Origin of the sequence: Photorhabdus heterorhabditis (assembly GCF_001280945.1) — a bacterium.
In the GTDB taxonomy this organism is placed as follows: domain Bacteria; phylum Pseudomonadota; class Gammaproteobacteria; order Enterobacterales; family Enterobacteriaceae; genus Photorhabdus; species Photorhabdus heterorhabditis.
The window spans coordinates 1-14,607 of the sequence record NZ_LJCS01000083.1; the positions used below are offsets into that span (position 1 = coordinate 1).

The 14,607-nt window shown below is 42.6% G+C and carries 16 protein-coding genes and 1 pseudogene; 15 read left to right on the top strand and 2 right to left on the bottom strand.

Translation table 11 applies throughout. The annotated features are described in order from the left end of the window. The first annotated feature begins 62 nt into the window (after positions 1–62). Together AM629_RS18985 and AM629_RS18990 are read left to right on the top strand one after the other, a co-directional pair. A pseudogene (locus AM629_RS18985) lies at positions 63–456 on the top strand (DUF1240 domain-containing protein). A 401-nt stretch (positions 457–857) separates the two neighbouring features. Next, a complete protein-coding gene (locus tag AM629_RS18990; RefSeq protein WP_054481074.1) occupies positions 858–1,760 on the top strand; it encodes a LysR family transcriptional regulator in 903 nt (300 codons plus the stop codon). A 262-nt stretch (positions 1,761–2,022) separates the two neighbouring features. Here the strand turns inward: AM629_RS18990 and AM629_RS18995 are convergent, their stop codons facing one another. Further along, positions 2,023–3,948 carry an ABC transporter ATP-binding protein gene (locus AM629_RS18995; protein WP_054481076.1) on the bottom strand — a complete coding sequence of 642 codons (1,926 nt, stop codon included), beginning with the start codon at positions 3,946–3,948 and terminating at the stop codon, positions 2,023–2,025. A gap of 121 nt (positions 3,949–4,069) precedes the next feature. On the opposite strand from AM629_RS18995, the gene kefG reads away from it, so the two are divergent. The 4 genes from kefG to slyD all read left to right on the top strand — a co-directional run bounded on the left by kefG (position 4,070) and on the right by slyD (position 7,312). Continuing rightward, entirely contained in the window at positions 4,070–4,621 is a 552-nt protein-coding gene (gene kefG, locus AM629_RS19000) for a glutathione-regulated potassium-efflux system ancillary protein KefG (protein WP_054481078.1), read from the top strand. A 3-nt stretch (positions 4,622–4,624) separates the two neighbouring features. Further along, positions 4,625–6,430, top strand: coding sequence for a glutathione-regulated potassium-efflux system protein KefB (gene kefB / locus AM629_RS19005; protein ID WP_054481081.1), 1,806 nt, complete (start codon positions 4,625–4,627; stop codon positions 6,428–6,430). Between the two features lie 12 nt (positions 6,431–6,442). Then, positions 6,443–6,646 (top strand): YheV family putative zinc ribbon protein, encoded by a 204-nt coding sequence (locus AM629_RS19010; protein ID WP_054481083.1) that lies wholly within the window; start codon positions 6,443–6,445, stop codon positions 6,644–6,646. Positions 6,647–6,733: 87 nt separating this feature from the next. After that, complete coding sequence (slyD, locus tag AM629_RS19015; RefSeq protein ID WP_054481085.1) at positions 6,734–7,312, top strand: peptidylprolyl isomerase; 579 nt, start codon at positions 6,734–6,736, stop codon at positions 7,310–7,312. A 501-nt stretch (positions 7,313–7,813) separates the two neighbouring features. Here the strand turns inward: slyD and AM629_RS19020 are convergent. Then, positions 7,814–8,032, bottom strand: coding sequence for a protein SlyX (locus tag AM629_RS19020; protein WP_054481087.1), 219 nt, complete (start codon positions 8,030–8,032; stop codon positions 7,814–7,816). 250 nt (positions 8,033–8,282) lie between these two features. Between AM629_RS19020 and fkpA the strand changes: the two genes are divergently transcribed. From fkpA to AM629_RS22645, 9 genes are all read left to right on the top strand, one after another. Further along, a complete protein-coding gene (gene fkpA, locus AM629_RS19025; protein ID WP_054481089.1) occupies positions 8,283–9,044 on the top strand; it encodes an FKBP-type peptidyl-prolyl cis-trans isomerase in 762 nt (253 codons plus the stop codon). A gap of 288 nt (positions 9,045–9,332) precedes the next feature. Next, on the top strand, positions 9,333–10,055 hold the full coding sequence (locus AM629_RS19030; RefSeq protein ID WP_054481091.1) for a helix-turn-helix transcriptional regulator: 723 nt from the start codon (positions 9,333–9,335) through the stop codon (positions 10,053–10,055). Further along, positions 10,055–10,450, top strand: coding sequence for a sulfurtransferase complex subunit TusD (gene tusD, locus AM629_RS19035; protein WP_054481093.1), 396 nt, complete (start codon positions 10,055–10,057; stop codon positions 10,448–10,450). Before AM629_RS19030 ends, tusD begins: the two co-directional genes overlap by 1 nt. A gap of 9 nt (positions 10,451–10,459) precedes the next feature. Beyond that, positions 10,460–10,819 carry a sulfurtransferase complex subunit TusC gene (gene tusC, locus AM629_RS19040; protein ID WP_054481094.1) on the top strand — a complete coding sequence of 120 codons (360 nt, stop codon included), beginning with the start codon at positions 10,460–10,462 and terminating at the stop codon, positions 10,817–10,819. Between the two features lie 20 nt (positions 10,820–10,839). After that, positions 10,840–11,127, top strand: coding sequence for a sulfurtransferase complex subunit TusB (gene tusB / locus AM629_RS19045; RefSeq protein ID WP_054481096.1), 288 nt, complete (start codon positions 10,840–10,842; stop codon positions 11,125–11,127). A gap of 136 nt (positions 11,128–11,263) precedes the next feature. Beyond that, entirely contained in the window at positions 11,264–11,638 is a 375-nt protein-coding gene (gene rpsL / locus AM629_RS19050; protein ID WP_011144815.1) for a 30S ribosomal protein S12, read from the top strand. Positions 11,639–11,734: 96 nt separating this feature from the next. Further along, positions 11,735–12,205, top strand: a complete 471-nt coding sequence (rpsG, locus tag AM629_RS19055) for a 30S ribosomal protein S7 (RefSeq protein ID WP_012776532.1) — start codon at positions 11,735–11,737, stop codon at positions 12,203–12,205. 80 nt (positions 12,206–12,285) lie between these two features. Beyond that, complete coding sequence (gene fusA / locus AM629_RS19060; protein ID WP_054481097.1) at positions 12,286–14,394, top strand: elongation factor G; 2,109 nt, start codon at positions 12,286–12,288, stop codon at positions 14,392–14,394. A gap of 71 nt (positions 14,395–14,465) precedes the next feature. Beyond that, positions 14,466–14,607 (top strand): GTP-binding protein (locus AM629_RS22645; protein ID WP_072161945.1); only part of this gene is annotated, 142 nt, incomplete at its 3' end.

A 14,607-nucleotide genomic window follows, 5' to 3' on the forward strand; every position in this document is an offset into this window, starting at 1 on the left:
CAGCTATGTTATTAATATTATTGAATTTAATTTAAATTAATTTCTTCATAATTGGGGTCGTTATGGAAAATAAAAGAAAGATTGTACGCATTATCGGTGCTCTTGCTATTTTTATTTTAACGGTAGTATCTTTCTTCTTTTCAGGAAATGATTTGATCTCTTTAGTTAAAATGGATGATAAAATAACATTCTCGAGCAGTGTATTTATTGTATTTTGTTCTTTTCCTTTAATTTCTTATGCTATATTTTTTATTGTTTTTGTTAATGTAACTGGTTATTATCCTAAATATCATGATGGTTTTGTGAAATATTTAGGTTCGATATGGGTTTTTTTTTAGTTTTCCCACATCTTTATATGTGAATTATAAATTAAGAAGTGATAATTATTTGATGTGCCCAAAGATATCATGGTCGTCACCGAGTAAATATGTAAAAGATATCAAGCTATGTAATTAATATTATTGTTTGATTGATCTTAGCCATTTTATTTATTCCTTACCGGAAGAGGCATTGTTACTGAATTTTGGAAATTGATTTTCATCAGATGAATTTCGGACAAACTCATGTCACAGGAGGCATAATAATTTGGATAGGAAAACACCTAAAAATCGTAAAATTTATTATCCTCAATGTGTTTTATTTAAGTGGATGACTTACTCATTTATCTTAGAGAATAGAAGTATTTCTGGTAAAAAATGTAATGCTGTATATGTCGCTAACGTTTTTATAATAAATTAATTGATCAACTTATAATTGTTGTTTAATCTCTATTTAATTGATTTTAGTTTAAATAAATTAGTTTATTTATGAAATGGTAACGTAAGAAAATATGCAAGATAAACCTGAACGGTGGAGATATGGATATACGTAATCTCAAAGCTTTTGTTGTGTTAGCTGAAACACTTAATTATCATAAGGCTTCTCGAATATTACATATGTCACAACCTGCGCTGACCAAGAAAATTAATGCACTGGAAGCGGAGTTCGGCGCTCTTTTATTTTCCAGAGGACCAAATGGTACCAGGTTGACTGATTTTGGACAAAAAACTTTTGAGAATGCTCAGAAATTACTAGGTCATTTTGAGCAGTTTCAGATTCAGGTTAATCATGATTTGCAAGACGATTCGCCATATTATCTTTATGTGAGCTCTTGTTTTCCTATTTATGATTCTGGAAAAATGAAAGAGCAGATCTTTTTAGGTAAACGGGAAAAAGTCGTGCTTGTACTCATTGCTGGTCTGACATTTGAGCAGCAAATGAGTCTGCTAAACTCTGGTTTATTACATATTGCGATCGTTCCTTTACCATTAACTTCATCACTTATACCAAAGAAGGTTTTCACTGAAAAACTTGTTTATCTTTTTAAAAAAGGCAGTCATTGGACTCGGAATTTTGCAGAATTAAACACGGAAATAGCATCGTTGTATCAGTTTATTGATTCGGATAAGAATGATATGTTAATTGATTTCACTGATGGTATTAACATATTTTCTATCTATGATAATAGTAATATGAACTTAATATTGAAAACCAATGATATTATGGTAATGACTGAATTGATAATTAAACATAATGGTTTTTCATTAATTCCGCAAAAGGTGATTAGTTCAATTCCATCACAATACTTGAATTTATTAGAAGTGTTAGAAACCGATATGGAGATTGATTTTGGTATCTTATGGAGTCCAGTTATCGATTGTGAATTAATAAATGAAGCAGAGCTATTTTCTTCATTAATTGATAATATGAGAAAGATATAATGTTATTTTTATACCCTTCATCCTTCAAGTTGCTGCTTTGTAGGCTGCTTTCACTTGCCGCCGCGCTGCAATTTGAAATCTATGGGGTATAATATAGTGAAAAGAAGTGATGTTAATAATAATGGATATTTTGGTTTAATGAAATTTAATTATGAATTTTATATTTAGGAATAATATGGGAATATTAGGTGATGTATTGATGTTGTTGAAAAATAAAGCGGATTGATTTCTCCGCTTTATTAAATATTATGGGCGAAAATATTTATCCATTAAATTCATGCATCATTTGTTCTAGTTGTTCCTGAATTTCCATCCATTCTAATTCAGTTTCTTCCAGTTTTGATTTGGCTTGATTTTGTTTTTGTAGAAATTCAGTCAATTCAGTTTTACGGCTGTTATCGTAAATAGCGCTGTCTGAAAGTTGATTTTCTAATGCAACCAGTTCGTCACTCAGTTTCTCCATCTGTTTTTCCAGATGAGTCAACTGTTTGCGTAATGGCTGCGTTTGGTTGCGGAAGTCAGCTTGACGCCGTTTTTGATCTTTTCTCTCTTGAGCACTTTGGCTGGAAGGTTCCTTTTCCTTATTATTACCTTCACGCAATTGCTGATTTTGTTGGCGCTGTTGATCTGTCAGCCATTGCTGATAATCGTCTAAATCACCATTAAAAGATTCTACCCGGCCATCGTGAACTAAATACAGCTCATCTGTTGTTGAACGTAGTAGATGCCTGTCATGGGAAACCACAACCAGCGCACCATCAAAGTCGATCAACGCTTCTGTTAGTGCTTGACGCATATCCAGGTCGAGATGGTTGGTTGGTTCATCAAGCAACAGAAGATTAGGACGTTGCCAAACCATCAATGCTAAAACCAAACGTGCTTTTTCTCCCCCGGAAAAACGTCCGCTTGGATCAGTAACCTGATCGCCTTTAAAACCAAAGCCACCCAAATAATCCCTGAGTTGCTGTTCTGTTTCTTGTGGCGCAATACGTGCTATATGCTGTAAGGGGGATTCATCAGCTCGTAAATATTCCAATTGATGTTGGGCGAAATATCCCAGTTTGATGCCTTTGGCTAATTCTACTTCTCCATTCTGGGATTTCAGTTCATTAGCTAGCAGTTTAATCAAGGTGGATTTGCCGGCACCGTTACGTCCAAGCAGACCGATGCGCGAACCGGGAACCAAATTCAATTTGATTGAACTTAAAACTGTCCGCTCGCCGTAGCCAGCACTGACTTTTTCCATTTTCAGTAGTGGATTAGGCAGGCTTTCCGGTTTACGGAAACTGAAATGGAATGGATTATCAACATGGGCAGGGGCTATCAGCTCCATCCGTTCCAGCATCTTGATACGGCTCTGAGCTTGTTTGGCTTTACTAGCCTTGGCTCGGAAACGGTCAATATAGCTTTGCAGATGGGCAACTTTCTCCTGCTGGCTCTTATAGAGCGCCTGTTGTTGTGCCAGTTTGGTAGCACGTTGGCGTTCGAAAGAGGAGTAATTACCGCTGTATTCAAACAGAGATTGTTGCTCAATATGGAGGATCTTGTCGGCAACCGGGTCCAGGAAATCCCGATCATGGGAGATAAGGATTAATGTGCCGGGATAGCTTGTCAGCCATTTTTCCAACCAAATAACCGCATCCAGATCAAGGTGGTTAGTGGGTTCGTCAAGCAATAATAAATCAGAGCGGCAGAGTAGTGCTTGGGCCAAATTGAGGCGCATACGCCATCCACCAGAGAACGCACGTACGGGTTGATCAAGCTGTTCTTGAGAGAAACCCAGACCGTGAAGCAGACTGGATGCTCTTGAACGGATAGTCCAGGCTTGAATCGTGTCCAATTGACTGTGTAGATGGGCGATGAGATTGCCATTATTTTTTTCATTGGCTAGCTGCAATTGCTGTTCTAATTGACGGAATTCTCGATCACCATCAATGACATATTCCAGCGCTGGCGTTTCTAGTGCGGGTGTTTCCTGATTCACCCAAGCCAATGCCCAGTTATTGGGAAAAGTAAATGTGCCTGCTTCAGCTTGAAGCTCATCTTTTAGTAATGCGAGTAAGGTAGATTTGCCACAGCCATTTTTCCCTACCAGACCAACTTTCTGTCCGGGATTGATAGTGGCGCTGGCATTGTCCAGCAAAACACGAGTTCCGCGACGAATTTGTAATGAAGAGAAAACAATCATAAGTGTCGTTTGTATATAATATGTTAAATTAGGAATAACGGACAATAAGCGTCCGGTTTTATAACTTTGTGTGCATGGTAACGGAAAATACGTGTTCTGACACGTTCTTGAGGGGGTAATGATGTTACAGCCGCCTAAAGTCCTGCTGCTGTATGCCCATCCAGAGTCACAGGATTCAGTTGCAAACCGCGTTTTGTTACAACCTGTGCTGGATTTAGAGCATGTTACGGTTCACGACTTATACGGAGCTTATCCAGATTTTTTTATTGATGTGCATTATGAACAACAACTGCTGCGTGAGCATCAGGTGATTGTTTTTCAACATCCACTATATACTTACAGTTGTCCTGCTTTATTAAAAGAGTGGATGGATCGTGTGCTGACTCGGGGATTTGCCAGTGGCATTACCGGGTTGGCGTTACAGGGGAAATACTGGCGTTCAGTGATCACAACCGGAGAGCCTGAAGGAGCTTTCCAGCCTGATGGTTATAACCTCTATCCGATGGAAGAGATTCTTCGCCCTTTTGAACAAACCGCATCTATGTGCCGTATGCATTGGCTACCGCCAATAGTGATTTATTGGGCACGTCGTCAAAAACCTGAACTTCTTGCCATCCATGCTAATGCTTATCGTGAGTGGCTCAAATCGCCATTGTCATTCGGAGGGCTATAGCTTATGGAGCATTCAGCGCAACTAAGCGCCAGTATATTATTTTTATTTGCTGCTGTAGTGGCAGTGCCAATCGCACAGAAATTCAGGATTGGTGCAGTATTAGGTTATTTATTGGCAGGGATCGTCCTGGGTCCATGGGGATTGAGCTTTATCAGAGATGTTGATGATATTCTTCATTTCTCTGAGCTTGGGATTGTTTTCCTAATGTTTATCATCGGTCTTGAGCTTAACCCTTCCAAACTCTGGCAGCTCAGGCGATCTATTTTTGGTGTCGGTGCGGCTCAGGTTATTCTGACCGCAGGAGTGCTGGCCGCACTTTTATATCTGACAAATTTTGCATGGCAGGCGGCGGTTATCGGTGGTATCGGTATGGCAATGTCCTCAACGGCAATGGCTTTGCAACTGATGAAAGATAAGGGGATGAACCGCAATGAGGGCGGGCAGCTTGGTTTCTCAGTTTTGCTGTTTCAAGATATCGCGGTGATCCCGGCTTTAGCATTGATCCCACTTCTGGCCGGTGAAACCGCATCCAGTGACTGGTATCGGATCATGCTGAAAATTGCCGCTTTTGCTGGCATGTTGCTGGGTGGCCGTTATCTGTTACGCCCGCTGTTCCGTCTGGTTGTAAGATCCGGAGTACGTGAGGTATTTACTGCGGCAGCATTACTGGTTGTACTCAGCTCGGCGCTGTTTATGGAGGTGCTTGGTTTTTCCATGGCACTGGGGACCTTTATCGCCGGGGTATTATTAGCCGATAGTGAATATCGCCATGAACTGGAAATATCCATTGAACCATTTAAGGGCTTGTTGTTAGGGCTGTTTTTTATTTCGGTAGGGATGTCCTTAAATTTGGGTGTGCTACTGATACATCTGACGGATGTGTTACTTGGTGTGCTGGTTTTGGTCGTCGTAAAGGGTATCGTTCTTTATCTTATCGCGTTGATTTCTGGTTTACGGAATTCATCTCGCTTGCAATTTTCCGGCGTACTTAGCCAGGGCGGAGAATTTGCCTTTGTGTTGTTTTCTGCGGCACTGAGTCAGAATGTTCTTAATAGCGGGCAGATGGCTTTGTTGTTGGTAGTGGTAACACTATCAATGATGACAACGCCGCTGGTGATGCAATTGATAGATGCTATTCTGGCACGCCGTTATAATGCCCAGGATGAGATGGATGAACAGCCATTTGTGGAAGATAATGATCCGCAAGTGATTTTAGTGGGTTTTGGTCGGTTCGGGCAGGTCATCGGCCGTCTTCTGATGGTGAATAAAATCCGCATAACGGTGTTGGAACATGATGTCAGTGTTATCAGTACCATGCGACGTTATGGCTACAAGGTTTATTATGGTGATGCGGCTGAATTAGAATTGCTACGTGCAGCAGGTGCAGATAAAGCCAAGGCGATTGTGATCACTTGTAATGAGCCGGAAAATACCATGATGATTGTTCATTTATGTCAGAAACATTTCCCGAATCTGCATATTATGGCGCGGGCCAGAGGGCGCTTGGAAGCGCATGAACTGCTGCAAAGTGGGGTAGAAAATTTTACTCGTGAAACTTTCTCCAGTGCATTGGAATTGGGCCGTAAAACGCTGGTCGGGTTGGGAATGCATCCGCATAAGGCTTATCGTGCAAAACAACACTTTCAGCGATTAGATATGCGGATGTTGAGAGAACTGATGCCACAGCTACAGGGTGATGTGGCTCACATATCCCGTATAAAAGAGGCGCGGCGAGAATTAGAAGAGTTGTTTGAACGGGAAATGCTGAATGAGCGTCGCCAACCGGATGGTTGGAATGAATATGAATAAGTGGAGCGAATCATGTCAATAAGCCGAAAAAGATTTATTGCTGGTGCTGTCTGTCCCGAATGCCATTCTCAGGACACATTGGCAATGTGGCAGGAAGATCAGGTGGATGTGGTGGAATGCGTCCATTGTGGTCATCAGCAACGCCAGACTGATGATAAAGTAACCTCTCATATCAGAAAGCAAGAGCAGGTTATTGGTATTTTTACACCACAATAATGGTGTGAATTTTAATGCCGGTGAGTACAGGGGCTTAGAATTCCGCTACAATCGGTAAAATTTTTAGACCCACGGGTAGGAGATGTCATGAAAGTAGCAAAAGACTTGGTAGTCAGCTTGGCTTATCAAGTAAGGACGGAAGAGGGTGTTTTAGTTGATGAGTCACCGGTAAGTGCACCGTTGGATTATCTGCATGGCCGTGGTTCGTTGATCAGTGGTTTGGAAAAAGCGCTGGAAGGTCGTGAGGCTGGTGAGAGTTTTGATGTCAGCGTGCAAGCTGATGATGCCTATGGTCAGTATGATGACAATCTGGTTCAACGTGTGCCAAAAGATGTCTTTGTCGGTGTTGATGAACTGGAAGTGGGCATGCGTTTCCTGGCTGATACCGATATGGGACCAGTACCCGTAGAAATCACTGCGGTTGAAGACGAGCATGTTGTGGTTGATGGTAACCATATGCTGGCGGGACAGAACCTGAAATTCAATGTTGAAATTATTGCTATCCGTGAAGCGACTGAAGAAGAACTGGCTCATGGTCATGTTCACGGTGCGCATGGTCACGAGCATGGCGAAGGTGGTTGCTGTGGTGGTCATGACCATAACCATGACGATGGTCATCATCATAATGACGGACACGGATGCTGCGGTGGCGGCGGTTGCCACTGATAAGTGAAGATGGTGTGGTGTTAACGCCTTCATCATTAGCCGTCAATCATAATCGCAGGAAGATATGCATCAGCGATTACAGTAGATAAAGTTCTTACGGAATTCTTTACTGTCGTTGCGAGATTCTTTGCCCCGTACTACGAGTGGTGTGGGGCAATATTCGTGAGTTGGTCTTTCTTTCAAAGAAAGGGGAACTGCAGATGAAAACCCCTTATTGCACCGTAGATGAATGAGGATTTCCAAAATTTACTGCTGTCGATGGTATTCGATATAAGCTCCTGCCGAATAACTGGAAATATTTAACAGGAGAGGCTTATTTATGGGCGTATATACCCGTTATCTTTCAATTCGCTTCTTTAATGGGCTGCATTCACTCACCCCGGTCACCCCGGTCACATAGTTATCTATGCTCCTGGGGATTCGCTCCCTTGCCGTCGCGATCCATCTTGAAATCCATTGGGTATAGATACATCTGCTTGTTGGTAATTGGTGTTTACAAAATCAGTAATGAGGTGGAGGTGTTTCTTCTGACGGTGAAGCCACCATTGACGGCTGAGAGGCTTTCAATCGCTCTGTCATTAACCGCAAATGTTCTCTTAATTTAGCCATTTCCATCTGCTGCTCAGTGACTACCTGATTCAGCTCTTCAATGGTTATTTCCTGAAAGGCAACGCGACTTTCCAATTGTTCAAGTCGTTGTTCAAACTCTGATAGATCCATGATTTTCTCCCATTTCAGGCTGTGTATTATCCGTGTTAGGCTATTTATATTAATTAAGAGTAACTCATTATGCCCAGAATATTCTGTGGAATACGGTTGTTATGAAACCTCTTTTCATTAATGTTGTCTCAATGGTTTTGGGGCACTAGAAGCGGCAAATATTGTGTTGTGCTGCTGTAGGCAGTTATAGTGACTCGATTGCATAATTTTTGCTGATGGTAAATATCCCCCAAAGTTATTGGAGAAACAGATGAAATCATTGTTTAAAGTTACTCTGCTTGCCACTACGCTGGCAGTGGTTTTCAGTGCTCCCCAGGTACTGGCTGCCAAAGCAGATGGTCAAAGTATAGAACTGAATAGCGCATTTAAAACGGAAGATCAGCAAAATGCTTATGCTCTGGGAGCATCTCTAGGGCGTTATATGGAAAACACCTTGAAAGAGCAGAAATCTCTGGGTATTCCATTGGATAAAGATCAGTTGTTGGCGGGGGTGCAAGATGCTTTTAAGGACAAAAGCAAACTGACTGATAGCGAAATTGAAAATACTCTGCGTGCATTTGAAGGCAAAGTGAAGTCTGCGGCTGAAGCTAAAATGGAAAAAGAAGCCAGCGATAATGAAGCTAAGGGTGCTAAATATCGTGAAGAATTCGCTAAGGAAAAAGGGGTCGTCAAGAGCCAAACCGGTCTTTTATATAAAATAGAGAAGGACGGTAGTGGTAAAAAACCTGCGGCAAGTGACACAGTAGTCGTAAACTACAAGGGTTCATTGATTGACGGTAAAGAATTTGATAGCTCATATAAACGTAATGAGCCACTTTCTATTCGTCTGGACGGTGTTATCCCAGGTTGGACAGAAGGTTTGCAGAATGTGAAAAAAGGTGGAAAAATTAAACTGGTTATTCCACCAGAGCTTGCTTATGGTAAAGCTGGTGTCCCAGGTATTCCTGCAAACTCTACATTAGTATTTGATATTGAGTTACTGGATGTGAAAGCGGATACTAAGGCTAAGTAATCTTTTAGCTAAATATTTTTGATGAATTGTGTAGATGAAACCGTTGGTAGAGATTCTGTCAACGGTTTTTTGTTACTGAAAGCTGTGATAGAGGCCAAATGTCTGAGTGGCAATGGCTTGACGATGATGTCATGTGGTTTTAACGTCAATATCTAATGTAAGTGCAAAGATCTTTGACTGAGATCTCTGTTAAGTTGCAACAGTTGAATTTTCACAAGAAATTTTTATAAGTTTATCACGTTGTGTTTTTAGCAAGACGTTGTCTGCGTTTGAAGGATGGTGTATTTAATGTCTAACCCGTTATTATCTGGTGATATCAGTGATATCGACTTACTGGAAAACCAACCGTTTACTGAAACGGATCGCGAAATTTTAAAATCTTATGAAGCCGCAGTTGATGGCTTGGCTATGCTGATTGGTGGGCATTGCGAGATTGTCTTACATTCACTGGAAGATCTTAAATGTTCAGCGGTCAGAATAGCTAATGGAGAACATACCGGCCGTAAAATAGGTTCACCTATCACTGACCTTGCTCTGCGTATGTTGCACGATATTACAGATGAAGATTGTAGTGTATCCAAAGCCTATTTCACCCGGGCGAAAAGTGGTTCATTGATGAAGTCAGTCACGATTGCGATTCGCAACCGGAATCGCAGAGTAATCGGCCTTCTGTGTATTAATATGAACCTTGATGTCCCTTTCTCTGAAATTATTCAAACATTTATTCCAGAGGAAACCCATGATGTCGCTCCAAATGTAAACTTTGCATCATCAGTGGATGATTTGGTTGCACAAACGCTGGAATACACGATCGAAGAAGTTAATATTGATCGCAATGTATCCAATAATGCTAAAAATAGGCAGGTGGTTCTGAATCTCTATGAGAAAGGCATCTTTGATATTAAAGACGCGATTAATCAGGTTGCTGAGCGTCTAAATATTTCTAAACATACGGTTTATCTCTATATTCGCCAGTTTAAAAATGGTGAATGCTTAGGGCCTGAGCGGTAATGTCGTCTCTGTCTTATTGTCTGCTGGTAACGGGGCCTGCATATGGTACCCAACAAGCCAGCAGTGCTTACCAGTTCGCACAAACTTTGATTGAGATGGGACACAAACTCAATACCGTATTTTTTTATCGGGAAGGGGTTTATAACGGCAATCAATTGACTGCACCTGCCAGTGATGAATTCAATTTGGTGAGTGCATGGCAGATGATGGCAACAGAGCATCAGTTTGGCATGCACATTTGTATTGCCGCTGCCCTTCGCCGTGGTGTCCTTGATGCTCAGCAGGCTAATGAATTGAATTTACCCGTAGCAAACTTGGCTGAAGGGTTTGAATTAAGTGGATTGGGAACGCTGGCTGAAGCCATGCTGACCTGCGACCGAGTGGTGCAATTCTGAGAGGCAAAAATGAAAAAAATTGCTTTTGTCTTCACTCAAGCACCTCATGGTAATGCGGGTGGCAGAGAAGGGTTAGATGCATTACTGGCGACTTCGGCATTAACTGAACATATCGGTGTATTTTTTATTTCTGACGGTGTATTCCAACTGTTACCGGATCAGCGACCTGACAGAGTACTTGCCAGAAACTATATCGCTACTTTTAAGGTTTTGCCTTTGTACGATATTGAAGCATGTTATTTGAGCCAGGAGGACCTGATCACGCGTGGATTAAGCTCGGCTAACCGTTTTATTCTGGATGTGGAAGTGATACCAGCAGAAACAGTTCGCGAGAAACTGGTTGGCTATGATGTTGTGCTGACATTTTAAGCTATTGGAAGGACAATGATATGTTATATACTATTGGCCGATCGCCTTATCAATGTGACTTCAATGCGATATTCAATCTGCTTGCTGGTGGTGATGATATACTGTTTATTCAGGATGGTGTATTAGCAGGAATTGAGAACAATTGTTATCTTCCGGCGTTGATCAGCAGTGGTGTTACATTGTATGCGCTGAAAGAAGATATTGAGGCGCGGGGGTTGGTAGGTCAGGTTTCAGACAAAGTGCAAGTGATCAATTATACTGACTTTGTTAACCTGACAGTAAAACACCATCAACAATTCGCTTGGTAGTCAGAGAAACACTGTATATTTCTTGACACCCCGGCGAGTCAGCCATAAAATTCCGCGTCCTCGTGTTTTGCCGTCAGGGCAGACAAGAGATTTAATCCGTGTTTACGAAGCAAAAAAACCAGGAGTTTTTTTAATAATGGCAACTATTAACCAGCTGGTGCGCAAACCCCGTAGCATGAAGGTTGCAAAAAGCAATGTTCCTGCTCTGGAAGCTTGCCCGCAGAAGCGTGGCGTATGTACTCGCGTATATACCACTACCCCTAAAAAACCAAACTCCGCACTGCGTAAAGTATGTCGTGTGCGTTTGACTAACGGTTACGAAGTTTCTTCCTACATCGGTGGTGAAGGCCACAACTTGCAGGAACACTCCGTAATTCTGATCCGTGGCGGTCGTGTTAAAGACTTGCCAGGTGTGCGTTACCACACTGTTCGCGGTGCACTGGACTGTTCCGGTGTTAAAGACCGTAAACAAGGTCGTTCTAAGTACGGTGTGAAGAAGCCAAAGGCTTAATGGTTCTCCGTTAAGTAAGGCCAAACATTTTCACTTTAATGTCAAAATAAACTCGTAGAGTTTTGGACAACCCTGAATTCGAAACGGAGTATTTCCATGCCACGTCGTCGTGTAATTGGTCAACGTAAAATCCTGCCAGATCCAAAGTTCGGATCTGAATTACTGGCCAAATTTGTTAATATCCTGATGGTAGATGGTAAAAAATCTACTGCAGAAGCAATTGTATATAGTGCGCTTGAGACCCTGGCTCAGCGTTCTGGTAAAGAACATCTGGAAGCATTTGAGCTCGCACTGGATAACGTGCGTCCAACCGTGGAAGTAAAATCCCGCCGTGTTGGTGGTTCTACTTATCAGGTTCCAGTTGAAGTTCGTCCGGTTCGTCGTAATGCTTTGGCAATGCGTTGGATCGTTGATGCTGCTCGTAAACGCGGTGATAAGTCTATGGCCCTGCGCCTGGCGAACGAATTATCTGATGCAGCTGAGAACAAAGGTTCTGCTGTGAAGAAACGTGAAGACGTTCACCGTATGGCAGAAGCTAACAAGGCGTTCGCACACTACCGTTGGTAATCCTATCGTAGTGATGATGCCCTGGGCGGCTATTCTGCCGCCCAGATTTAAATTGAACGTCCTAGGAATAGAGGAATCAAATGGCTCGTACAACACCCATTGCACGTTACCGTAACATCGGTATCAGTGCACACATCGACGCCGGTAAAACCACCACTACCGAACGTATTCTGTTCTACACTGGTGTAAACCATAAGATCGGTGAAGTTCATGATGGCGCTGCTACTATGGACTGGATGGAACAGGAGCAGGAGCGTGGTATTACCATCACTTCTGCTGCGACAACTGCTTTCTGGTCAGGTATGGCTAAGCAGTTTGATGCGCATCGTATCAACATCATCGACACCCCAGGCCACGTTGACTTCACCATCGAAGTAGAACGTTCCATGCGTGTTCTTGACGGTGCCGTAATGGTTTACTGTGCGGTTGGTGGTGTTCAGCCACAGTCTGAAACCGTATGGCGTCAGGCGAATAAATATAAAGTTCCACGTATCGCGTTCGTTAACAAAATGGACCGTATGGGCGCGAATTTCTTACGCGTTGTTGAGCAGATCAAAACTCGTTTGGCTGCAAACCCAGTGCCTCTACAATTGGCAATTGGTGCCGAAGACGTTTTCACCGGTGTTGTTGACCTGGTGAAAATGAAAGCTATCAATTGGAACGATGAAGATCAGGGAACTACCTTCACTTATGAAGATATTCCAGCTGATATGCAGGATCTGGCTGAAGAATGGCGTAATAACCTGGTTGAAGCCGCGGCAGAAGCATCAGAAGAACTGATGGAAAAATATCTGGGCGGTGAAGAGCTGACTGAAGAAGAGATCAAAGCTGGTTTGCGTCATCGTGTTATGACTAACGAAATCATCTTGGTTACCTGTGGTTCCGCATTTAAGAACAAAGGTGTTCAGGCAATGTTGGATGCTGTTATTGAGTATCTGCCTGCGCCAACTGATGTTGAATCCATTAAAGGTCTTCTGCCAGATGGTAAAGATACCCCGGCAGAGCGTCATTCTGACGATAACGAACCGTTCTCGGCACTGGCGTTTAAAATCGCTACTGACCCATTCGTTGGTAACCTGACCTTCTTCCGTGTCTACTCTGGGGTCGTTAATTCCGGTGATACCGTTCTTAACCCAGTGAAAGACAAAAAAGAGCGTTTCGGCCGTATCGTTCAGATGCATGCTAACAAACGTGAAGAGATCAAAGAAGTTCGCGCAGGCGATATCGCCGCTGCGATCGGTCTGAAAGACGTGACAACAGGTGATACTCTGTGTGATATCAGCGCACCAATCATTCTGGAGCGTATGGAATTCCCAGAGCCAGTAATCTCTGTTGCTATTGAGCCAAAAACTAAAGCTGATCAGGAAAAAATGGGTATTGCTTTAGGCCGTTTGGCGCAGGAAGATCCATCATTCCGTGTGTCTACCGATGAAGAATCTGGTCAGACGATTATTGCTGGTATGGGTGAGCTTCATCTTGATGTTCTGGTTGACCGTATGCGTCGTGAGTTCAAAGTTGAAGCGAACGTAGGTAAACCTCAGGTTGCTTATCGTGAAACCATCCGTTCTACTGTTGAACAAGAAGGTAAATTTGTTCGTCAGTCTGGTGGTCGTGGTCAATTTGGTCATGTATGGCTGCGCATTGAGCCAATGGAGTCAGGTGGCAAAGGCTACGAATTCGCTAACGAAATCGTTGGTGGTGTTGTTCCTAAAGAATATATCCCTGCGGTAGATAAGGGTATTCAGGAACAAATGAAAAATGGTGTTCTGGCCGGTTACCCGATTGTTGACGTTAAAGTTGCATTGTTCGATGGTTCTTACCACGAAGTTGACTCTTCAGAAATGGCGTTCAAAATCGCAGGTTCTATGGGCTTCAAAGAAGGCTTCATGAAAGCGAAACCCGTTCTGCTGGAACCTATCATGAAAGTTGAAGTTGAAACTCCAGAAGACTACATGGGTGACGTTATCGGTGACTTGAACCGTCGTCGTGGTATGATCGACGGTATGGAAGATATTGCTACCGGTAAAACCGTACGTGCTCAGGTACCATTATCTGAAATGTTTGGTTATGCTACTGACCTGCGTTCTCAGACCCAAGGTCGTGCTTCTTACTCCATGGAGTTCCTGAAGTACAATGAAGCGCCGAGCAACGTCGCTCAGGCTATTATCGAAGCTCGTAAAGCTAAATAAGTTTTTCGGGTTTAATATCTAGATTCAGCTCCCTCCCAAATAATGAGGGAGCGATACTAAGGAATAGAGTCGTGTCTAAAGAAAAATTTGAACGTACAAAACCGCACGTTAACGTTGGTACTATCGGCCACGTTGACCATGGTAAAACTACCCTGACTGCTGCAATTACTACTGTACTGGCTAAAACCTACGGTGGTAACGCTCGTGCATTCG

What these genes read in the sequence shown, in the direction of transcription:
- AM629_RS18990 (WP_054481074.1), top strand. Translation starts at nt 858, where the DNA reads ATGGATATACGTAATCTCAAAGCTTTTGTTGTGTTAGCTGAAACACTT.
- AM629_RS18995 (WP_054481076.1), bottom strand. Translation starts at nt 3,948, where the DNA reads ATGATTGTTTTCTCTTCATTACAAATTCGTCGCGGAACTCGTGTTTTG.
- kefG (WP_054481078.1), top strand. Translation starts at nt 4,070, where the DNA reads ATGTTACAGCCGCCTAAAGTCCTGCTGCTGTATGCCCATCCAGAGTCA.
- kefB (WP_054481081.1), top strand. Translation starts at nt 4,625, where the DNA reads ATGGAGCATTCAGCGCAACTAAGCGCCAGTATATTATTTTTATTTGCT.
- AM629_RS19010 (WP_054481083.1), top strand. Translation starts at nt 6,443, where the DNA reads ATGTCAATAAGCCGAAAAAGATTTATTGCTGGTGCTGTCTGTCCCGAA.
- slyD (WP_054481085.1), top strand. Translation starts at nt 6,734, where the DNA reads ATGAAAGTAGCAAAAGACTTGGTAGTCAGCTTGGCTTATCAAGTAAGG.
- AM629_RS19020 (WP_054481087.1), bottom strand. Translation starts at nt 8,032, where the DNA reads ATGGATCTATCAGAGTTTGAACAACGACTTGAACAATTGGAAAGTCGC.
- fkpA (WP_054481089.1), top strand. Translation starts at nt 8,283, where the DNA reads ATGAAATCATTGTTTAAAGTTACTCTGCTTGCCACTACGCTGGCAGTG.
- AM629_RS19030 (WP_054481091.1), top strand. Translation starts at nt 9,333, where the DNA reads ATGTCTAACCCGTTATTATCTGGTGATATCAGTGATATCGACTTACTG.
- tusD (WP_054481093.1), top strand. Translation starts at nt 10,055, where the DNA reads ATGTCGTCTCTGTCTTATTGTCTGCTGGTAACGGGGCCTGCATATGGT.
- tusC (WP_054481094.1), top strand. Translation starts at nt 10,460, where the DNA reads ATGAAAAAAATTGCTTTTGTCTTCACTCAAGCACCTCATGGTAATGCG.
- tusB (WP_054481096.1), top strand. Translation starts at nt 10,840, where the DNA reads ATGTTATATACTATTGGCCGATCGCCTTATCAATGTGACTTCAATGCG.
- rpsL (WP_011144815.1), top strand. Translation starts at nt 11,264, where the DNA reads ATGGCAACTATTAACCAGCTGGTGCGCAAACCCCGTAGCATGAAGGTT.
- rpsG (WP_012776532.1), top strand. Translation starts at nt 11,735, where the DNA reads ATGCCACGTCGTCGTGTAATTGGTCAACGTAAAATCCTGCCAGATCCA.
- fusA (WP_054481097.1), top strand. Translation starts at nt 12,286, where the DNA reads ATGGCTCGTACAACACCCATTGCACGTTACCGTAACATCGGTATCAGT.